Source organism: Pseudomonas sp. P1.31 (genome assembly GCF_001269815.1).
Lineage (GTDB): Bacteria > Pseudomonadota > Gammaproteobacteria > Pseudomonadales > Pseudomonadaceae > Aquipseudomonas > Aquipseudomonas rustica.
In genome coordinates this window covers 361450-383138 of record NZ_LHVN01000003.1, presented here as the reverse complement: position 1 = coordinate 383138, position 21689 = coordinate 361450, and the positions used below count along the sequence as shown (strand labels likewise).

The 21689-nt window shown below is 58.2% G+C and carries 17 protein-coding genes; 8 read left to right on the top strand and 9 right to left on the bottom strand.

Going from position 1 to position 21689, the window contains the following annotated elements; all coding sequences use genetic code 11:
* Nucleotides 1-35: 35 nt before the first annotated feature.
* Nucleotides 36-1526, bottom strand: coding sequence for an aldehyde dehydrogenase family protein (locus tag AD669_RS02450; RefSeq protein WP_053116793.1), 1491 nt, complete (start codon nt 1524-1526; stop codon nt 36-38).
* Nucleotides 1527-1689: 163 nt separating this feature from the next.
* Between AD669_RS02450 and AD669_RS02445 the strand changes: the two genes are divergently transcribed.
* A complete protein-coding gene (locus AD669_RS02445; RefSeq protein ID WP_053116792.1) occupies nt 1690-2589 on the top strand; it encodes a LysR family transcriptional regulator in 900 nt (299 codons plus the stop codon).
* Between the two features lie 82 nt (nt 2590-2671).
* Here the strand turns inward: AD669_RS02445 and AD669_RS02440 are convergent, their stop codons facing one another.
* Nucleotides 2672-3481, bottom strand: coding sequence for a helix-turn-helix transcriptional regulator (locus AD669_RS02440; protein WP_053116791.1), 810 nt, complete (start codon nt 3479-3481; stop codon nt 2672-2674).
* 173 nt (nt 3482-3654) lie between these two features.
* Between AD669_RS02440 and AD669_RS02435 the strand changes: the two genes are divergently transcribed.
* The 5 genes from AD669_RS02435 to nadE all read left to right on the top strand — a co-directional run bounded on the left by AD669_RS02435 (nt 3655) and on the right by nadE (nt 7876).
* Nucleotides 3655-5121 (top strand): sodium:alanine symporter family protein, encoded by a 1467-nt coding sequence (locus AD669_RS02435; RefSeq protein WP_053116790.1) that lies wholly within the window; start codon nt 3655-3657, stop codon nt 5119-5121.
* A 133-nt stretch (nt 5122-5254) separates the two neighbouring features.
* Nucleotides 5255-5524 carry a hypothetical protein gene (locus AD669_RS02430; protein ID WP_053116789.1) on the top strand — a complete coding sequence of 90 codons (270 nt, stop codon included), beginning with the start codon at nt 5255-5257 and terminating at the stop codon, nt 5522-5524.
* The gene (locus tag AD669_RS02425; RefSeq protein WP_053116788.1) at nt 5517-5771 is read left to right on the top strand and encodes a hypothetical protein; all 255 of its coding nucleotides are present in this window, start codon (nt 5517-5519) and stop codon (nt 5769-5771) included. Before AD669_RS02430 ends, AD669_RS02425 begins: the two co-directional genes overlap by 8 nt.
* Before the next feature lie 49 nt (nt 5772-5820).
* Nucleotides 5821-7044, top strand: a complete 1224-nt coding sequence (gene pncB, locus AD669_RS02420) for a nicotinate phosphoribosyltransferase (RefSeq protein WP_053116787.1) — start codon at nt 5821-5823, stop codon at nt 7042-7044.
* A 4-nt stretch (nt 7045-7048) separates the two neighbouring features.
* Nucleotides 7049-7876 carry an ammonia-dependent NAD(+) synthetase gene (nadE, locus tag AD669_RS02415; RefSeq protein WP_053116786.1) on the top strand — a complete coding sequence of 276 codons (828 nt, stop codon included), beginning with the start codon at nt 7049-7051 and terminating at the stop codon, nt 7874-7876.
* 127 nt (nt 7877-8003) lie between these two features.
* Here nadE and AD669_RS02410 read toward each other — a convergent pair whose 3' ends face one another.
* Complete coding sequence (locus tag AD669_RS02410; protein WP_053116785.1) at nt 8004-8636, bottom strand: hypothetical protein; 633 nt, start codon at nt 8634-8636, stop codon at nt 8004-8006.
* Between the two features lie 193 nt (nt 8637-8829).
* Nucleotides 8830-9276, bottom strand: a complete 447-nt coding sequence (gene azu, locus AD669_RS02405; RefSeq protein WP_053116784.1) for an azurin — start codon at nt 9274-9276, stop codon at nt 8830-8832.
* A 340-nt stretch (nt 9277-9616) separates the two neighbouring features.
* Between azu and AD669_RS02400 the strand changes: the two genes are divergently transcribed.
* Together AD669_RS02400 and AD669_RS02395 are read left to right on the top strand one after the other, a co-directional pair.
* On the top strand, nt 9617-10204 hold the full coding sequence (locus AD669_RS02400; protein WP_053116783.1) for a TIGR00730 family Rossman fold protein: 588 nt from the start codon (nt 9617-9619) through the stop codon (nt 10202-10204).
* Between the two features lie 67 nt (nt 10205-10271).
* The gene (locus AD669_RS02395) at nt 10272-10460 is read left to right on the top strand and encodes a hypothetical protein (protein WP_034151625.1); all 189 of its coding nucleotides are present in this window, start codon (nt 10272-10274) and stop codon (nt 10458-10460) included.
* 213 nt (nt 10461-10673) lie between these two features.
* Here AD669_RS02395 and AD669_RS02390 read toward each other — a convergent pair whose 3' ends face one another.
* The 5 genes from AD669_RS02390 to dnaB form a co-directional block, all read right to left on the bottom strand.
* Entirely contained in the window at nt 10674-11564 is an 891-nt protein-coding gene (locus tag AD669_RS02390) for a transglutaminase family protein (protein ID WP_053116782.1), read from the bottom strand.
* The gene (locus tag AD669_RS02385; protein ID WP_053116781.1) at nt 11564-14050 is read right to left on the bottom strand and encodes a circularly permuted type 2 ATP-grasp protein; all 2487 of its coding nucleotides are present in this window, start codon (nt 14048-14050) and stop codon (nt 11564-11566) included. The genes AD669_RS02390 and AD669_RS02385 overlap by 1 nt, the downstream gene beginning before the upstream one ends.
* Before the next feature lie 70 nt (nt 14051-14120).
* On the bottom strand, nt 14121-17414 hold the full coding sequence (locus AD669_RS02380) for a DUF2126 domain-containing protein (RefSeq protein ID WP_053116780.1): 3294 nt from the start codon (nt 17412-17414) through the stop codon (nt 14121-14123).
* 277 nt (nt 17415-17691) lie between these two features.
* A complete protein-coding gene (locus AD669_RS02375) occupies nt 17692-20004 on the bottom strand; it encodes a YgiQ family radical SAM protein (protein WP_053116779.1) in 2313 nt (770 codons plus the stop codon).
* Nucleotides 20005-20194: 190 nt separating this feature from the next.
* A complete protein-coding gene (gene dnaB, locus AD669_RS02370; protein WP_053116810.1) occupies nt 20195-21592 on the bottom strand; it encodes a replicative DNA helicase in 1398 nt (465 codons plus the stop codon).
* Nucleotides 21593-21689: the final 97 nt, after the last annotated feature.

Below are 21689 nucleotides of genomic sequence, written 5' to 3'. Positions count from 1 at the left end.
CGAAGGCTGCGATCTTTTCAGTTTTTCCTCCATCCTCAGTCGAACGTAATGCCCTGCGCCAGCGGCAACTCCAGCGAGTAGTTCACGGTGTTGGTCTGGCGGCGCATGTACCCGCGCCAGGCATCCGAACCCGATTCACGGCCACCACCCGTTTCCTTCTCACCACCAAACGCACCACCAATCTCCGCACCGCTCGGGCCGATGTTGACGTTGGCGATCCCGCAATCACTGCCCACCGCCGACATAAACTGCTCAGCCTCGCGCACGTCAGTAGTAAAGATGCACGACGACAACCCTTGCGGCACCGCGTTGTTCAGGCGCAGTGCTTCCTGGAAATCTTTGTAACCAACCACGTACAGAATCGGCGCGAAGGTTTCGCTGCACACCACATCGCTCTGCTCCGGCATTTCAACAATCGCCGGCGACACGTAGTAAGCATTCGGGAACTGATCTTCCAGTTGGCGCTTGCCGCCAAACACCCGACCGCCCTCGCTCAACGCCTGCTCCAGCGCGTCCTGCATGTTTTCGAAGCTGTGCTTGTCGATCAGCGGGCCGACCAGATTGCCTTCCAGCGGATGGCCGATGCGCACTTTCGAGTACGCGGCTTTCAGGCGGGTGACGATTTCTTCTTTGACCGACTCATGGGCGATCAAGCGACGCAACGTGGTGCAACGCTGGCCGGCGGTACCGACGGCGCTGAACAGAATCGCGCGCACCGCCATGTCGAGATCGGCGCTTGGGCCAAGGATCATCGCGTTGTTGCCGCCCAACTCCAGAATGCTGCGGGCAAAACGCGCGGCGACTTTCGGCGCCACTTCGCGGCCCATGCGCGTGCTGCCGGTGGCGCTGATCAGGGCGACACGCGGGTCATCGACCAACGCTTCGCCGGCATCGCGACCACCGATGATCACTTGGCAAAGATTCGCCGGTGCATCGGTAAAATTCTTCACCACACGGTCGAACAGCGCTTGGCAGGCCAGTGCGGTCAGCGGGGTTTTCTCCGACGGCTTCCACACCACCGGGTTGCCGCAGACCAGCGCCAGCGTGGTGTTCCACGCCCACACCGCGACCGGGAAGTTGAACGCGCTGATCACACCGACCACGCCCAGCGGATGCCAGGTTTCACGCATGTGGTGGCCCGGACGCTCGGAAGCGATGGTCAAACCGTACAACTGACGGGACAGGCCGACGGCGAAATCGCAGATGTCGATCATCTCCTGCACTTCGCCCAAACCTTCCTGAGTGATCTTGCCCGCCTCCCACGAAACCAGTTCGCCGAGGTCAGCCTTGTATTCACGCAACACCTCGCCGAATTGACGCACCAGCTCGCCGCGACGCGGGGCCGGAATCTTGCGCCATTGCTCGAACGCATGATCTGCGCGACTGATGTGCTGCTCGACTTCGGCCGGGCCTTCCCAGTTCACGGCAGCAATGCGGCTGCCGTCGATCGGCGAATGCACCGGCACTTTGCCGTTCTGATAAAGGGCCGGGTTCACACCAAGACGATCAAGCAATGCGGCAACCATGGGTCACTCCTCAAGCAAAAAACTGAATGTGTGCGGTCGCCATTTCACGACCGGGCAGGCCATTAGTTGTAGCTTCACAATGGCGAGGCAACAAACGACCTTTACGCGAGATATCATTCCGTTTATTCATGCTGAGCATAGAAAGACAAGAAAAGGATCGGCCATGCTGAACAAACGCCACTTGCCCTCGATCACCGCCCTGCAATGCTTCGAGGCCGTGACCCGGCACCTGAGCTTCACCCGCGCCGCCGAGGAACTGAACCTGACCCAGAGTGCGGTGAGCAAGCAGGTCGCGCAGCTTGAGGAATTGTTACAACACTTGTTGTTCCTCCGCGTGCGTCGACGTTTGCAGATGACCCCGGCCGGGGATTTGTACTTGGTGGAAGTACGAAAAATCCTCACGCAGGTGGAGATGTCGACGCATTACCTGCGTTCCTACGGCGGCGAGACCGAAGTCCTACGCGTATCGACCCCGTCGACCTTCGGCGCGCGTTGGCTGGTGCCGCGCCTGAAAGGCTGGCGTTTGCGCCATCCGTCAATTCATCTGGATTTGTGCAACGAGCAAGAGGCCGATGATTTGCTGCAAGGGCGCAGTGACCTGGCTTTCTATTACGGTCAAGGCTCGCGACCGGGGACTGAGTGCCTGAAGTTGTTCAGTGAAGAACTGGTGCCGGTGTGCGCGCCGAGCAGCCTGCCGGATACGCCGTTCACTGATCCGACGCAACTCACCGATCTGGTCTTGCTGCAAAATGCCTCACGCCCACAGGCGTGGCACGACTGGTTCGACAGTCAGGGCTACCAGACCGAACACAGCTATCACGGCCCACGTTTTGAAACCTTTTATATGTGCATTCGCGCCGCACAGGTGGGTTGTGGCGTGGCGCTGTTGCCGAGGTTTCTGGTGGAAGAGGAATTGGCCGACGGCAAACTGGTCATTCCCTGGCAGCATGCGATGCCGAGCACTGACGCGTACTATCTGGCGTACCCGGAGCACGCGGCGGAAGTGCCCAAGGTGCGGGATTTCGTCAAATGGATGCTCGAACAGATCGACAATCCCCTGTAGGAGTTGCCGAAGGCTGCGATCTTTTGATCTTCAAACCCAACATCAAAAGATCGCAGCCTTCGGCAGCTCCTACGAAAATTTGTCATACGATCACAAACAGGCCATCCACAACCTGAGCCTGGGCGAGACGCGCACGCAGATCGGCATCAATGGCGCAATCATCAGGGTTGTACAACCGGACACGACGATAGGCTGCGGCCCGATCAATTTCCTGCCCCAAATATTCCCAGACCACCCTTGAACAGGAAGGCGCGCGATGATCAGCAGCCGAAACGCCAAGCTTCAATCCATTTAACCGTGTAATGCAGCTTTTGAAACTTGGGATGAGAATAGTTTGACTGATTTCGTTTGAAGTCAGCGATTCATAATCTACGAAAAAAAGGCGATCTCGCAGGTAATAAGCAACACCTTTATATCGATATCGTTCAAACCCACCTTCTACCCCAGACATCTGTAACTGCTCATTTCGCTCATACACTATGTCATCGCCTTCTTCCCGCACATGCACAAGCGAACACAGAATGGAACCCGGTTCAGTCATCGCATGGTAGTACTCGTGGTAATACCCCGTGTGAGCCTTCAGTTCTGGTGAGGATTGTTTGCGCAGGTATTTCAAAACTCTTTGTGAGACCGTTTCTTCATCGAAGAGCCTGGCTTTGCTGGTTTTTACGCCAATCAATGCAATGAACTGCTCGCTTGGCAGGCGTATTTCAAATTCTTCCACACCAAAAAAATCGCAAATCCGCTTGAGGTTAAAAGGTGCGGGCATACTATTCCCACAAAGATACTTATTAAATTGCCCACGATTAATACGAACCTTCCTACAGACCTCTGCGACAGATCTGTAGTGACTACACAGAAACCTCAAGTTTTCGGAAAAAAATTCACACATAAATCACTCAGCAAGAAACCCGGGAGAACTCACCATAGCAGCAACCAGCATCACATTTGAGCAACTTGCGAAATTGCATCGGATGAAATATGGCTGGATATTACGACTCCTGAAAGGCTTCAGGACTGGCGACACCATTAATTCGCCAGCACTAACAAAGCAAGGAGCTTGGAATGCTAGACATCATCAACGACTTTCTGTCAGGCAAGGTATTAATACCTTTAGTGCTTGGCCTGGGAAGCTACTTCACTGTCCGATCCGGATTTGTTCAGTTGAGGTATTTCCCCCATATGTTTGGCGTATTACTCGGCAGTTGGCGCGGCAACAGCCATCACTTGAGTTCATTTCAGGCGCTTATGCTCAGCCTTGCCGGGCGAGTCGGCACGGGAAATATCGTCGGTGTCGGGATCGCGGTAAGCATGGGCGGGCCCGGCGCAGTGTTCTGGATGTGGATGACTGCTCTTCTGGGTATGTCGAGCAGTTTCTTCGAATGTACGCTGGGACAACTCTATAAGCGTAGCGATGGCAAAGGCCTCTACCGAGGGGGCCCGTCCTGGTACATCCAGCACGGTCTGGACAAGCGCTGGCTCGGCATGATCGCAGCCGTACTATTGCTGGTGACTTTTGGGTTTGCGATCAACGGCCTCGAATCGCATGCGGTATCGCATTCACTAAAAGATGCGTTTGGCGTGGCGCCGATCTGGTCAGGGCTCGGACTTGCGCTGTTGCTGGGGGTCGTTTTCATTGGCGGGATAAAGCGCATAGCGGCAGTTGCTGACCTTCTGGTACCTATTAAAGTTCTCGCCTACATCAGCGTGACGGCCTACGTAATGGTTCTGCAGTTCGACCAGGTTCCGGCGATGCTCATGACCATTATCAACAGCGCGTTCGGGCTGGATCAGGCCTTTGGCGGGCTGGTGGGCAGCGCAATCATCATGGGGGTGAGACGCGGAGTGTTCTCCAACGAGGCAGGACTGGGAAGCGCTCCAAATGTCGCATCAGTAGCGAAGATCGGCCACCCGGTTGCACAAGGCGTCGTACAAGCCCTGAGTGTCTTCATCGATACATTCATAATCTGCACCTGTACCGCGCTACTGATTTTGCTATCGGGTTTCTACACGCCAGGATTTGAAGGTGACGGGATTGCGCTGGCACAAAATTCGCTCGCCGCCGTCGTTGGGGAATGGGGACGGATGTTTATCAGCGTCGTGCTTGCGCTCTTCGTATTCACGGCGATGCTTTACAACTATTACCTGGGAGAAAACAGCTTGCGGTTCATCTTGGGTGAGCCTCGAAAGACGCTGCTCTTGTACCGTGCGCTGGTATTGATATTAGTGTACTGGGGCTCCGTCGAAGACCTGTCCACTGTTCTGGCTTTTGCAGACATCACCATGACGCTGCTCGCGCTTGTTAACCTGGTAGCGATGTTCTTGCTCTTCAACATCAGCATGCGTGTTGTGCGCGACTACGACGAACAACGCCGTGCCGGAGTCAAGAAGCCCATTTTCGACTCAAGTAAATTCCCGGATCTGGATATCGATCTTTTGGCCTGGCCGCCGGGATATAGCTGCCCAGACATAAATACTCATAGCGAGAACGTTATTTCTTCGAGCACCAGCAAACAGACTGCCAAACGTTAAACAGAACATGCAAAGTCATTAAATCAATTAATGGCTTTGCAGCCACTACATCAAATCCACCTAAAAATAAAATCTCAAGAACCCTGCTTTCTTCGAGCCGTCACGCCCGGAACAAACAGAAGGAGTTTATCCCATGAATCGCTTTTACCCCCTCAAAGCCAATGCAACTGATACGCCGACATACTTCATAGACTCACATGCCACACCCAATCAGTTATTTGAAGATGCCTGTTTCAGAATCCGCGCTTCCGCAGGTCTTTTGGAGGCCTTCACATTAGTCACCCTCAAGGGCACCAACGATTCTGATTTTTATAAACTAATACTTCCAGCGTACGTGCTACTTCAGGACGGCGTCGACACACTGGAACAGATCACCTTCAAAGGAGGCGTCATTCATGTATAAAATCGTAACCCAAGAAATGCTCAGAGCTGCTTTGGTTAAAGCAGTTGAAATCAATCTGATACCCAAACACTCCCTGCTGGCCGATTATTTAAAAAGCGGGGCACAACTCGAACAAGTCATTCAAGCTGCACTTGAGGCGCAACCGAAAATAGCTAAATTTTGTGGACTGAGATGCATGGCCTCAGAGGATCTTTCACCCGAGAGCAAAAAAGCGCTGGCAATCCCCACCACTGATATGCGCCACTAGCGCCATTGATTTTTACCGCGCCACAGCGCGGCGCACCTGGAGACCGTTTATGAGCGAGAGTGTGTTTGCCGATCGCATCGTGCAGAACCTGCTCGACACCGACTTCTACAAACTGACGATGATGCAGGCGGTGCTGCACAACTACCCCAACGTTGAAGTCGAATGGGAATTCCGTTGCCGCAACAGCGAGGATCTGCGCCCGTATCTGGCCGAGATCCGCTATCAGATCGAACGCCTGGCCGAACTGAGCCTGAGCGCCGATCAACTGAATTTCCTTGAGCGTATCTCCTTCCTGAAACCGGACTTCCTACGCTTTCTAGGTCTGTTCCGCTTCAACCTGCGCTACGTGCACACCGGCATAGAGAACGGCGAGCTGTTCATCCGCCTGCGCGGGCCGTGGCTGCATGTAATCCTTTACGAAGTGCCGCTGCTGGCGATCGTCAGCGAAGTGCGCAACCGCTATCGCTACCGCGAAACCGTGCTCGAGCAGGCGCGCGAGCAGCTCTACCGCAAATTCGACTGGCTGACCGCCAACGCCTCGGCCGACGAATTGTCGCAACTGCAAGTAGCCGATTTCGGCACCCGCCGCCGGTTTTCATACCGCGTGCAGGAAGAAGTGGTGAACGTGCTCAAGCACGATTTCCCCGGGCGTTTCGTCGGCACCAGCAACGTGCATCTTTCGCGTGAACTCGACATGAAACCGCTGGGCACCATGGCCCACGAATGGATCATGGCCCACCAGCAACTCGGCCCACGGTTGATCGACAGCCAGATCGCCGCGCTCGACTGTTGGGTGCGTGAGTACCGGGGTTTGCTGGGCATCGCCCTCACCGACTGCATTACCACCGATGCCTTTCTCGGCGATTTCGATCTGTTCTTCGCCAAGCTGTTCGACGGTTTACGCCACGACTCCGGGGATCCGGTGGTGTGGGGCGAAAAATGCATCGCGCATTACCACAAGCTCGGCATCGACCCGATGAGCAAGACGCTGGTGTTCTCCGACAGCCTGACCCTGCCCAAGTCGCTGGAGATCTTCCGCGCGCTGCACGGCCGGATCAACGTCAGCTTCGGCATTGGCACTAACCTCACCTGTGACATTCCGGGTGTCGAACCGATGAGCATCGTGCTTAAAATGACTGCCTGCAACGGCCAACCGGTGGCGAAGATCTCCGACGAGCCAGGCAAGTCTCACTGCAAAGACCCGAATTTCGTCGCCTACTTGCGACACGTGTTCCAGGTTCCTGCCGATTCCAGTTCATCTAGCAAGGAGTGAATTCATGCAAGCCGTACAGCGTGAGATTGCTGAACAGCTCAAAGTGCAACCGCCGTTCGCTGACTACAAAGCCCTGCAGGCCGAAGTCGCCCGGCGCATCGCCTTTATTCAGGATTGTCTGGTCAATTCCGGGCTCAAGACGCTGGTGCTCGGCATCAGCGGCGGCGTCGATTCGCTGACCGCAGGCCTGTTGGCCCAGCGCGCGATGCGTGAGCTGCGCGACCAGACCGGCGATAACAGCTACAAATTCATCGCCGTGCGCCTGCCGTACGAAACCCAATTCGACGAGCACGACGCCCAAGCCTCGGTGGATTTCATCGCCCCGGACGAACGCCACACCGTCAACATCGGCCCGGCCGTGAAGTCGCTGGCCAGCGAAGTCGCCGCGTTCGAAGGCAAACACGCAGTATCGGTGGACTTCGTGCTCGGCAACACCAAGGCGCGGATGCGCATGGTCGCTCAGTACACCATCGCCGGCGCAGCGCACGGCCTGGTGATCGGCACCGACCACGCGGCGGAAGCGGTGATGGGCTTCTTCACCAAATTCGGCGACGGCGCCTGCGATCTGGCACCGCTGAGCGGTCTGGTGAAAAATCAGGTGCGCGCGATTGCCCGCAGCTTCGGCGCGCCGGAATCGTTGGTCGAGAAAGTGCCGACGGCGGATCTTGAAGATTTGTCGCCGGGCAAACCGGACGAAGCGTCGCATGGCGTGACGTATGCCGAGATTGATGCGTTCCTGCACGGCGAGCCGGTGCGCGAGGAAGCCTTCAAAATCATCGTCGACACTTACAACAAAACCCATCACAAACGTGTGATGCCATTCGCCCCATAAGTCGCGACGGTGCCTGTAGGAGCTGTCGAGTGAAACGAGGCTGCGATCTTTGATCTTGATCTTCAAAACCAGATCAAAAGATCGCAGCCTTCGGCAGCTCCCACATTGAGCGCATATTCACGCTATCTTATTTCGGCTTTTTGACCAGAATTCGCCAAGGCTCTGAAGGCACGCCATCTGCGCCACGAACAGTAAACTCGTGCGAGCCGGCCAAAATACCTGCGCGCTTCACGCTCCAGTTATTGCCGGTATCGACTTTCATAGTCGCAATCACCGCCCCATGGTCCAGTAAATCTACAGCCTGCTCGCGCTCCCCCTTGCCGACAAAAAACAAATCGCTATGCACAGTGCTCCCACCGTTTTCGATATCCCCGCTGGAATCCTTGACGTTGGTGATTTCTGAACGAACAGGCGTGTCGACAAAAATCTTCCAAGGCTCAGATCTATGTTTGTCAGCTGTCATCACCACATAGTAGTGATAGCCCTGCCGCTGATTTTGCACAGAGAACGCAAAGCGACCGTTGCTATCGACTATCCCGGGAGCAGCCGCTAACGCGGTTGAGTCATACAGCTCGGCCTTTTGACCTGGTTGCGCAACGCCTTTTATGTTCAGGTTCGGATCCTTGCTCTCACCCCCATTGGCAATCAACTGTCCTTCACTGTTTTCTACGTTCACGATTTGGGTCTGGCTATCCGCGACCATTCCATTGAGCGTTGGTTTCGACGTAGGTTGTCCGCTTAGCTTCTCTTGATCGGTCATGTGAAAATTCCTTTTTCGAGCGGTGGGCGCACACTGTGTTGTGGGCGCCCAGCCATCAGATGCCGGATCGACAATTGCGTCTACTGTCAGAATTTACAGGTGAGCGCTCTTTCCCGACCAATGGATAACGGACACAAAAAAACGCCGCTGCGATAACCTCGCAGCGGCGTTTTTTTAAAGCTTCAGCGTCTGATTATTTCAGCGTCACAGTGCCTTTCATCATCGAGATGTGGCCTGGGAACGAGCAGAAGAAGCCGTATTTTTCAGCGGCGTCCAGCTTCGATACGTCGAAGGTCAGCGAATCGGTTTCTTTGGCGCCGATGATTTTGGTGTGGGCGATTACGCGGGCGTCGCCGTCTTTCAGGTAGTTCTTGTCGATGCCGGCGGCCAGGCCGTCGGTGGCGATTGGCTGCATGTCAGCTTCTTTGCTGATCACCAGGTTATGGCCCATGACGTTCTTCGGCAGGCTGCCGGAGTGGGTCAGTTCGACGGTGAAGGTCTTGCAGCTCTTGTCGATCACGATTTCCTTGGTGTTGAAGGACATCTGATCGGTGGAGTCAACGGTGGTTTTGCACTCGGCAGCCATCAATTGGCTGCTGGCCAGCGCCAGCAGGGATACCGCAACAACTTTGGAAAACATGGTGAATCTCCAAGGCAGGGTTAACAAAAACACTAATGGTGGAAAGACTGCCTGAAATCTTCGCAAGTTCCTATGACTTGCGTCAAAAATTGTATACAACTTTCAGGCTATGACACTCATCGACACAATCTAACGGCCAGAATTCCCGCCCCGCCCTATGATCGGCGCATCTACTGAAACGGAGTGCCTGTCATGTTCTTTAACGGTCTGTTGTGCAGTTTGCTCGCCGCCTACGCCTGTGGCGCCAGCGGTACCTTTGAAACACCGGAACGCGAAGTTTAGCCCTTGGATCGAGGCGTGCCAGCCATTACCCTGTGTCGGATTGACCCAGGAGAAAAGCATGTCTCTGAAATCCGTTTGTGTATTTTGCGGTGCCAACGCCGGTACTGATCCGGCTTACACCGAAGCTGCCGTTGCGTTAGGCAGAGCCCTCGCCGAGCGTAAGCTGACGCTGGTTTACGGCGGTGGCGCCGTGGGTTTGATGGGGATTGTCGCCGACGCCGCACTGGCCGCTGGTGGCGAAGTGATCGGCATCATTCCGCAGAGCCTGATGGACAAGGAAATCGGTCACAAAAGCCTGACACGTCTGGAAGTGGTCGACGGCATGCACGCGCGCAAGGCGCGGATGGCGGAGCTCAGCGATGCGTTTATCGCCCTGCCCGGCGGCCTGGGCACGCTGGAAGAATTGTTTGAAGTCTGGACCTGGGGCCAGCTCGGCTATCACGGCAAACCGCTGGGTCTGCTCGAAGTGAACGGTTTTTACAGCAAACTCACTGCTTTTCTTGACCACATCGTCGGCGAAGGCTTCGTTCGCGCGCCACACCGTGACATGCTGCAAGTGAGCGAATCGCCGCAAACGCTGCTCGACGCCCTGGATAACTGGAAGCCGACCGTCACGCCAAAGTGGGTCGATCAAAAACCCGGTTAACCCTCGGACGTCGATACAGGGCAGAATACGCGCCGCTCAACCTCACCTTCGACCTAGAGGAACGCCCATGGCCAAACCCAATTACTCCTTCGCCAAACGTCAACGCGACTTGGCAAAGGAACAGAAGAAAGAGGAAAAGCTTCAGCGCAAGAAGCAAACCGCTGAAGAAGCAGCACTGAACCCTGAGGGTGAAGTGGCACCGGAAGATGATGTTGATGCAACCGAAGCACCGAAAGATCAGGCGCCTGACGCCTGAACCCCACCGGGTTTGATGATCGAATCAGACCCTGCGGATTTGTGACGGGGCTGGCGGTTTCGCTGCCGGCCCTCACAGCCCTTCCCCTCCCAAGTGCACCCAAATTCCCATGTGGGAGCGAGCCTGCTCGCGAAAGCGCTGTGTTAGCCACTTTATGAGTTGACTGACCTGACACCTTCGCGAGCAGGCTCGCTCCCACAGTTTTGATCGCCGTTAGTCCATGGGCATCACGGTGACGCGCACTTCCGGGTCGTGGTTGCCGCCGCCGAGGATTACACCGCGTAGCGGCGAAACATCTGAAAAGTCCCTGCCCCACGCCAAAGTGATGTGCTCCAGTGCCGGCTGCACGTTATTGGTCGGATCGAAATCCACCCAGCCCAACACCGGGCAAAACACCGACACCCACGCATGCGACGCATCGGCGCCGATCAGGCGTGGCTGCCCCGGTGGCGGCTGAGTCAGCAGATAACCACTGACGTAACGCGCCGCCAAGCCTCGCGAGCGCACACACGCCAGCATCAAGTGCGCGAAGTCCTGACACACCCCGCGCCGCCGCTCCAGCACTTCTACCAGCGGCGTCGCCACTTGGGTCGCTTCGGCATCGAAGGTGAATTCGCTGAAAATCTTCTGCATCAACGCCTGCACACCGAGCATCAATGGCTGCCCCGGCGCAAAGCAGCTTTGCGAGAACTCGACGAAGCTGCGCTTCAAATGCACATACGGTGACTGAAAGCGGTAGCGACACGCCTCAAGTATCTCCGCGGACAACGGCAGGCTGCTGTAGGTCAAAGCATCGCGGGTCTGCTCCCACGCCGGCGACTGCTTAAAATCCAGCACCGGCCGCGCCAGCACTTCCACCGTCAGCCGCGCGTTGACCTGCAATTCATCATGCGGGCGCTCGAACGCCAGTCGCGTCAGCGGATTACCGAACACATCCAGTTCATCCCGCCGTGCCGTCGGCTCCGGGCTGATTAATAATTTTTGTTCAGTGCAGCGCTGCCAAGTGCACTCGCGCGGCCATAGATGTGCCAATTGCTGCGCCAGCGACACCGGGCTGTCGTAGTGGTAACAGGTGTCGTGGAGGATCTGGTAATGCGCGCTCATCAGACGGACACCGTGCGTTGGCTGACATCATCGACGTGAGCGAAATGGCGCAGGGCCAGACGATCAGATACTTGCCCGCTGGCCTCAGCAATCTCTTGCAGCAGATCCGCCAGACCATTGAGCGCGGCGCGCACGCTGGTGTCACCGAACAGCGGATTTTCCAGACAGCCCAGATCGAAACGCGCCAAACGCTCGACCAATTGCGGCAATCCTGCCTCCCGCGGCGCACCGAAATCCTCGTTCAGGCGTTTCAACGTGCGCGTCACCAGTTTCAGCTGGAACAACACCGCGTGCGGGTTCTGCTCATCCAGCAGCAACAGATCCAGCACCGGGATCAATTGCGCCACCGCCAGATAACGTGAGCGATAGGTGATGCTGCTGTTACCCAGTTCCAGTAGCCATTCCAGCCCCGACTGATCGAAAGCGCCGGCGCCGCGCAAAAATGCCGCGAGACTGCTGCTGAGAAATTGCAGGCGTTCGATGCGCCGGCCAATCATCAGAAAGCGCCAGCCTTCATCGCGGGTCATGTCGTCGAGGGCAAACCCAGACAGCGCCGCCAGCGACATCACCAGTCGGTTGAGAAAATCCAGCAACTCGCCGAAGTCCGGCTCGTCGGTATCCAGCTCCATCGCTTCGCGCTGCAACTCGACCAGCGCCTGCCAGTTCTCCCGCGAAAGTTTGCCGCGCACCTGCGAAGCCGCCCACTGCAAGCGTTGCAGGTTGGAGCGCAGGCTGAATGACCAGTCGTCACCCAGCAGGGCAGCCAGCAGCCGCTCCGGCAATTCGCCTTCGTCCGGCAACAGCGCCAGCCGTTCGCCAAGATCGACAGCGGCCTGCAACGCTTGCGGGTCATCGCCGTCGACATACCGCGCGAGCATGATGCGCAGCAAGCGCGCACTGTCGTCGCAGCGCTCGCAATAACGGCCGAACCAGAACAGGTTTTCCACCACCCGCGACGGCAAATAGGGATCGCGGCGGACGAGGTCATGTACGCCGACATTGCGCTGAGTTTTCCACTGCTCACCGCTCGGCGGTCGTTCGCCCAGCACCCAGGTGTCCTTGCTCGCGCCGCCGCGCTGCATCGACACCACTTCGGCATCGGCCTCGGCGGCCACGCGGGTCAGCCCACCGGGCAGCACGCGATAACCGTCGCGACTGGCCACGGCGTACATGCGCATGCCGATCGCCCGAGGTTGCAACTGACCGTTCTCAGCCTGCCAGATAGGCGCGTGGGACAGCTGAGCCAATTCTTGCGCGACGTAGGCGTAAGGGCGCGCCTGCATGCGCTCGGCCAGCGCCTGTCGCTGTTTTTCACTCAAATCACGACCAAACACGGGTGCGAAGGTTTGCGAGGGAAACGCTGGTTTGATCAACAGTTCCGGAAGTTTCTCCAACGCCTGCGCCAACACCGGCGCCTCGCCACACCACCACGTGGCAATCGATGGCAGGATCAGTTCTTCGCCGAACAGGTATTGATTGATCTTCGGCAGAAACCCCAGCAACCCCGGCGATTCCAGCACGCCGCTACCCAACGCATTAGTCACCAGCACACGGCCCTGACGCACGGCTTCAAGCAATCCGGGCACGCCGAGTGCCGAGTCCGTGCGCAGCTCCAGCGGGTCGCAGAAATCGTCGTCGAGCCGCCGCATGATCGCGTGTACCCGACGCAGGCCGCTGAGGGTTTTCAGGTAGACCGTGGCATCGCGCACGGTCAGGTCGCCGCCCTCGACCAGTGGATAACCGAGCTGGCGAGCCAGGTACAAATGTTCGAAATAGCTTTCGTTGAAGCGCCCCGGCGTCAGCAACACGATCAGCGGCGCGTCATCGTCGCAGGGCGCCTGACGGGCCATGGTTTCCTGCAAGGTACGAAAAAAACCGGCCAGATGTTGCACCTTCAGGTCGCGGTACAACTCGGGGAAGGCACGGGAAACGATGGTGCGGTTTTCCAGTGCATAACCGGCACCCGATGGCGCCTGAGTGCGATCGGCCGTCACCCACCAGCGGCCGTCCGGCGTGCGCGCCAGATCCACCGCGTAGAGATGCAGGAAAGCCCCTTCCGGTGGCGCAATGCCCTGACACGGCCAGAGAAAATTGTTGTGGCCGAAGACCAGTTCCGCCGGCAGCAACCCCTCACTGATCAGCTTTTGTGGGCCATAAAGATCGGCCAGCACAGCATTGAGCAGACGCGCCCGCTGAGCGATCCCCGCCGACAACTGCTGCCATTCATCCGCCGCAATCACATGGGGCAGCAGATCCAGTTCCCACGGCCGATCCGCGCCTTTGGGGTCGGCATAGACGTTATAGGTGACGCCGTTTTCCTGAATCTGCCGCGCCAGCAACGCTTGCCGCTGCAGCAGTTGCGCCGGGCTGCTGCGCTGCAACTGATCGAACAGCCGCTGCCAATGCGGGCGCACCGCTCCACTGCCGTCGAGCAGTTCGTGATAAGTGCCCGCCGTGAGCGGGTAGCGGTCTAGCAGGTCAGGCATGGAAAGCTCGGCAGACAGCAAGGAACGGTCAGACTAACGCAGGCACATGACGCCCGGATATACGAAAAATCTAAGCGTCGCGTACGATTTGGAAACGTCGTAAATCGATTGTCATCGGTAGCTCGTCAGTGATTTCCACCTTCGGTATAGGAAGTTTCCCTGGCGTGTGTCCGACGCGGAAGAATCGCGCCATACGTCGGCTCTCCGCTTCGTTAGCGTTAACCGGCAGCGTCTCGTAATTACGCCCGCCGGGATGCGCGACGTGGTACTGACAACCGCCCAGTGATCGACCCATCCAGGTGTCGAGCAGGTCGAACACCAGCGGTGCATGTACGGGTATCGTCGGTTGCAGGCAGTTGGCCGGTTGCCAGGCGCGGTAACGCACACCGGCGACAAATTCGCCGACGCGCCCGGTCGGGTGCAACGGCACCGCGATGCCATTACAGGTCAGCAGATAACGCTGCGGCGGCAAGCCTTTTACCTTGACCTGCAAGCGCTCCAGCGATGAATCGACATAACGCACCGTGCCACCAGCAGCGCCCTCCTCGCCCAACACATGCCACGGTTCCAGCGCCTGACGCAGTTCCAGTTCGATGCCATTGACGGCGTAATCGCCGACCTTGGGAAAACGAAACTCCAGATGCGCCGCAAACCATTCCGCCCGCAGTGGATAACCGGCGTTGTTCAGTTCGACGATGACGTCGGCGAAGTCCTGCTCGATAAAGTGCGGCAACAGGAAGCGATCGTGCAACTCAGTGCCCCAGCGCGCCAGTTTCGTGGGCGCATAAGGTTCGCGCCAGAACCGTGCGACCAGCGCCCGCAGTAATAATTGTTGAGCGAGGCTCATGCGCGCATGCGGCGGCATTTCGAACGCGCGCAACTCCAGCAAGCCGAGACGCCCGGTGGCGCCATCCGGCGAATACAGTTTGTCGATGCAGAACTCGGCACGATGAGTGTTGCCAGTGACGTCGATCAGCAAATTGCGCAGCAGTCGATCGACCAGCCACGGTGCGCATTCCTCGCCCGGCTCCGGCATCTGCGCGAAAGCGATTTCCAGCTCATACAGCGCGTCATTGCGTGCCTCGTCGACACGCGGCGCCTGCGACGTCGGGCCGATGAACAAGCCGGAAAACAGATACGACAATGACGGATGGTTGTGCCAGTAACTGATCAGGCTGCGCAGCAGATCCGGACGTCGCAGAAACGGTGAATCCGCCGGCGTCGCGCCGCCGAGCACAAAGTGATTGCCGCCGCCGGTACCGGTGTGGCGGCCGTCGATCATGAATTTCTCGGTGGTCAGGCGGGTTTGCCGCGCTTCTTCATAGAGGAACTCGGTGCGCTCGACCAACTCGTCCCACGTCGCCGATGGCTGCACGTTGACCTCGATCACGCCCGGATCGGGGGTGATGCGGAAGTTGCTCAGGCGTTGATCGCTAGGCGGCTCGTAGCCTTCCAGCAAGACCGGACAATGCAGTTCTTCGGCGGTGGCTTCGATGGCCGCGACCAGTTCCAGATAATCTTCGACCCGCTCCAGCGGCGGCATGAACAGGTACAAACGCCCTTCGCGGGCTTCGGCACAGAACGCGGTGCGGGTCAGCCAATCGGCGGATTCGTCGATTTTTGGCGCGCGCTCATCAGACGTCGCCGGTTCGCCGTGAAGGTTGAGTTGGGTGGTTTGCGGAAGCTCGGGGAAATCCTGATTTGGATCCTGTGGATGAATAAACGGGTACTCGGCGGCTTTCACCCACGGCTGCGAACCGAGCGGCAGGCGATAACCCAGTGGCGAATCCCCCGGCACCAAGCGGCAATGCTCGTCTCGCAGGAACCAGCGGCCGCTTTGCCATTGATCACCCTTGGCTGTGCGCGCTAACGGCAGCACTTGGCCGATCACCTTGTTCAGGCCCTGACTGAAGACCTTGCGCAGGCGTGCGCGCTCCAGCGGCTCCTCCAGGCGCGAGTCTTCGGCGCTGACGTTGCTCGGCAACGTGCCCTCGCGCCACAGGTAATAGAAGTTGTCCTCGTAGGCCGGGAACACAAAACGTGTAGGCAATTTCAGGCGTTCGGCGACACTGGCGAGAAAACGCCCGGCCAATTCACCTGTGGCGCCGTAATCCTGCTGCTCGTCAGCGATCAGCGCATCGTTGTGCCAGACCGGCACGCCGTCGCGGCGCCAGTAGCAATTGAGCGACCAGCGCGGCAGTTGTTCGCCCGGATACCACTTGCCCTGACCGAAATGCACCAGGCCCTTCGGTGCGTAGTGTTTGCGCATGCGCTGGAACAATTCCGCAGAGAGACGGCGCTTGTCCTCGCCCAATGCAGCGGTGTTCCACTCGGCGCCGTCCGGGTCATCGATGGACACGAACGTCGGCTCGCCGCCCATGGTCAGGCGCACGTCATCGGCTAACAGGTCAGCATCGATCTGCCGACCCAGCGCTTGAATCGCCAGCCATTGCTCATCGGTGTAGGGCTTGGTGACGCGCGGCGCCTCCCAGATCCGCTCCACCGACATTTCGTGGCTGAACACGCATTCGCAGGGTTCGACCAAGCCACTGATCGGCGCCGCCGAGGACGGATCGGGACTACAGGCCAACGGAATATGTCCTTCACCGGCGAACAGTCCGGACGTGGCGTCCAGACCAATCCAGCCGGCGCCCGGCAAATACACTTCGCACCAGGCATGCAGGTCGGTGAAATCCACTTCAGTCCCGGACGGGCCGTCGAGGCTTTTCACATCGGCGGTCAGTTGAATCAAGTAACCGGAAACAAACCGCGCGGCCAAGCCGAGGTTGCGCAGCAGTTGCACCAGCAACCACGCCGAGTCGCGGCAAGAGCCTGAGGCGTGTTCGAGGGTGTGCTCCGGGGTTTGCACGCCCGGTTCCATGCGGATCAGGTAGCCGATGTCTTCGCTGAGGCGCTGGTTGAGTGCGACGAGGAAGTCCACCGCTGGCAGCGGCGTGCGGTCGATGGCGTCCAGATAGGCTTTGAATTTTGGTGTCAGTGGCAGGGTTTCGAGGTACGGCGCCAGTTCCTTGCGCTCATCGGCGGCGTAGGCGAAAGGGATTTTCTCGGCGTACGGTTCGAGGAAGAAATCGAAAGGATTGAACACGGCCATTTCGGCCAGCAGATCGACTTCAATGCGCAACTCGTCGGTTTTTTCAGGGAAGACCAGCCGCGCGAGGTAGTTGCCCTGCGGGTCTTGCTGCCAGTTGATGAAATGCTGCTCGGGCGAGACTTTCAGCGCATACGACAGAATCCGCGTGCGGCTGTGGGCGGCCGGGCGCAGGCGAACGATCTGCGGGCCGAGTTCGACAGCGCGGTCGTAGCGGTAATGCGTGACGTGATGCAATGCGACATGAATCGACACGGCGTGCCTCCTGCGAGCCTAAGCGTATTCGAAAGCGCGCAAGACTTATGCCATGCAGAGGCTTGGGCGCTTTCCCGGAATGCTTAGGGCAGTACAGCACCAAAATCGGGCGATGCGGGGAAATGGTTAGGCGAAGTTGCGCCTAAATGTGGCGAAGATCAAAAGATCGCAGCCTGCGGCAGCTCCTACAGGGAAACGCGAATCCCACTGTAAGAGCTGCCGCAGGCTGCGATCTTTTGACTCAAAAAAAACGCCAACCCGAAGGTTGGCGTTTGCTTTAGCGCGGTACGACCGGCTTGCGGGTCGGTTTCGGCCCTTTGCCTTTCGCGGCGTCCTTACGTTCCTTGGCCGCCTGCTGGTTACGGGCAAATGCCGCCGCCTTGGCCTGCTCACGCTTGTCCCACGGATTACCACCATCACTGGCACGCGGCGGCAGACCGGTGTGCTGGGTGAGGATCTTGGTGGTCTTCTCTTTGCCTTCTTTCGCCACTTTATGGCTGCCAGCAGGCGTCGAGTTCTTGCGACGGGCGCTCTGGTAGCTGTCGGTGGTCGGCTGGTGCGTCGGGATCAACTGATCCTTGCCCGAACCGATCAGGTCGCCGCGACCCATGCGGATCAGCGCTTCACGCAGCATCGGCCAGCCTTTCGGGTCGTGATAACGCAAGAACGCCTTGTGCAGACGACGCTGCTCTTCGCTCTTGACGATATTCACGCCGTCACTCTTGTAAGTGACCTTGCGCAGCGGGTTCTTGCCCGAGTGGTACATCGCGGTGGCGGTGGCCATCGGCGACGGGTAGAACGCTTGCACCTGGTCGGCGCGGAAGCCATTGCCCTTGAGCCACAGGGCCAGGTTCATCATGTCTTCGTCGGTGGTGCCCGGGTGGGCGGCGATGAAGTACGGAATCAGGTACTGCTCTTTGCCCGCTTCCTTGGTGTACTTCTCGAACATGCGCTTGAACTTGTCATAGCTGCCGATGCCCGGTTTCATCATCTGGTTGAGCGGACCTTCCTCGGTGTGTTCCGGGGCGATCTTCAGGTAACCGCCGACGTGGTGGGTCACCAGCTCTTTGACGTACTCCGGCGACTCGACCGCGAGGTCATAACGCAGGCCGGAGGCAATCAGGATCTTTTTCACACCCGGCAAGGCACGGGCGCTGCGGTACAGCTGAATCAGCGACGAGTGGTCGGTGTTCAGGTTCGGGCAGATGCCCGGGAATACGCAGGACGGCTTGCGGCACGCGGATTCGATTTCCGGCGTTTTGCAGGCGATGCGGTACATGTTCGCGGTCGGGCCACCGAGGTCGGAGATGACGCCGGTGAAGCCTGGCACCTTGTCGCGGATCTCTTCGATCTCGCGAATGATCGACTCTTCGGAACGGTTCTGGATGATCCGGCCTTCGTGCTCGGTGATCGAGCAGAAGGTGCAGCCACCGAAGCAGCCGCGCATGATGTTCACCGAGAAACGGATCATGTCGTAGGCAGGGATCTTCTCCTTGCCGTACGCCGGGTGCGGAACACGTGCGTAAGGCATGCCGAACACGTAGTCCATTTCTTCGGTGGTCATCGGAATCGGCGGCGGGTTGAACCAGACGTCGACTTCGCCATGCTTCTGTACCAGCGCGCGGGCGTTGCCCGGGTTGGTTTCGAGGTGCAGCACGCGGTTGGCGTGGGCATAAAGCACCGCATCACCGCGGACTTTTTCCATCGAAGGCAGGCGGATCACGGTCTTGTCACGAGTCATGCGCGGGCTGGCCAGAATCTGTACAACCTTGGCTTCCTGCGGATCGTCGACCGGGCCCTTTTCCTGTTCAATGGCGCAGGCCTGGGTGTCCTGGGTGTTCACGTACGGGTTGATGATCTTGTCGACCTTGCCCGGACGGTCAATGCGCGTCGAGTCAACTTCGTACCAGCCTTGCGGCGTGTCACGACGGATGAACGCGGTGCCGCGCACGTCGGTGATGTCTTCAATCTTGTGGCCGTAGGACAGACGCTGGGCGACTTCGACAATCGCGCGCTCGGCGTTGCCGTACAGCAGAATGTCGGCGCAGGCGTCGATCAGGATCGAGTTACGCACGCGATCCTGCCAATAATCGTAATGGGCGATGCGGCGCAGGGAGGCTTCGATGCCACCAAGAACGATCGGCACATTTTTGTAGGCTTCTTTGCAGCGCTGGCTGTAGACCAGGCTCGCGCGATCCGGACGTTTGCCGGCCATACCGCCCGGGGTATAGGCGTCGTCGGAACGGATTTTTTTGTCGGCGGTGTAGCGGTTGATCATCGAGTCCATGTTGCCGGCCGCGACGCCGAAGAACAGGTTCGGCTCGCCGAGCTTCATGAAGTCGTCTTTGGACTGCCAGTTTGGCTGGGCGATGATCCCGACGCGGAAGCCTTGCGACTCCAGCAGCCGGCCGATGATCGCCATGCCGAACGATGGGTGATCGACGTAGGCATCACCGGTGACGATGATGATGTCGCAGGAATCCCAGCCAAGCTGATCCATCTCCTCCCTGCTCATCGGCAGGAATGGCGCTGGCCCGAAACATTCGGCCCAGTACTTTGGATAGTCAAATAACGGCTTGGCTGCTTGCATGTCGATAACCGGTGTTGGCTTTCATTGAATTTCGCGGGCGCGGAATATAGCACAAATTTTGACCAATTCCGACGGCTGTGGTCGGAAATTGTGCCGACGCCATTCGCGAGCAGGCTCGCTCCCACATTTGAACGCATTCCAAATGTGGGAGCGAGCCTGCTCGCGAAGAGGCCAGATCAGGCGCCGAAGATTACTCGTCGTCGTCGAAGTTATAGCTGCCCGGCGCAAGGTTTTCGAAACGGGTGTACTTACCGATAAACGCCAGGCGGATAAAGCCGATTGGCCCGTTCCGTTGCTTACCGATAATGATTTCGGCGATGCCTTTATGCTCGGTCTCCGGGTGATACACCTCGTCCCGGTACACGAACATGATCACGTCAGCATCCTGCTCGATTGCTCCGGATTCCCGGAGGTCGGAGTTGATCGGGCGTTTGTTCGGCCGCTGCTCGAGGGAACGGTTGAGCTGCGACAGCGCCACCACCGGGCAGTTGAATTCTTTGGCCAGGGCTTTCAAGGAACGCGAGATTTCAGAAATCTCGTTGGTGCGGTTGTCGCCGCCGGAACCCGGAATCTGCATCAATTGCAGGTAGTCGATCATGATCAGACCGATGTCACCGTGCTCACGCGCCAGACGCCGGGTTCGCGCACGCATTTCCGACGGGCTGATACCGGCGGTGTCGTCGATGAACAGCTTGCGGTCATTGAGCAGGTTGACCGCCGAGGTCAGGCGCGGCCAGTCGTCATCTTCCAACTGACCGGAACGCACCTTGGTCTGGTCGATGCGGCCCAGCGAGGAGAGCATACGCATGACCAGCGATTCGCCTGGCATCTCGAGGGAATACACCAGAACGGCCTTATCGCTGCGCAGTACGGCGTTTTCCACCAGGTTCATCGCGAAGGTGGTTTTACCCATCGACGGACGACCGGCGACGATGATCAAGTCAGCTGGCTGCAAACCGCTGGTCTTCTCGTCGAGGTCGGTGTAGCCGGTGGACAGGCCAGTAATCGCGTTGTCGGTGTTGAACAGCGTGTCGATGCGGTCGATTGCCTTGGTCAGCAAATCGTTCACGCCTACCGGGCCACCGGTTTTCGGCCGGGCCTCGGCAATTGCAAAGATCTGACGCTCGGCTTCGTCGAGGATTTCCTCGGCGGTGCGCCCTTCCGGATTGAAGGCGCTGTCGGCGATCTCGGTGCTGATGCCGATCAGTTGGCGCAACGTCGCACGCTGGCGGACGATCTGCGCATACGCCTTGATGTTGGCGACTGACGGTGTGTTTTTCGCCAGTTCGCCGAGGTAACCGAGGCCGCCCACCTGCGAGGTCTGACCTTCCTTGTCCAATTGCTCGGCAAGGGTCACGACGTCGATCGGCGAGTTCTGATCGGCCAGCTTGGCGATCGCACGGAAGATCAGGCGGTGGTCATGTCGATAGAAATCACCGTCGGAGACTTGATCGAGCACGCGTTCCCAGGCGTTGTTGTCCAGCATCAGACCACCGAGTACAGCCTGTTCGGCTTCGATGGAATGCGGCGGCACCTTCAGGGCAGCGGTTTGCAGATCGTATTGCTCGGGAGCGGAGATATCGTTCATGGCCACTTGAGTTTGGTTGAAAATCAGGAATTGCAGAAAGACAAAGGGCACGACCTGTAAACAGGATCGTGCCCGATGTTAACCGTCTGACGGGCAA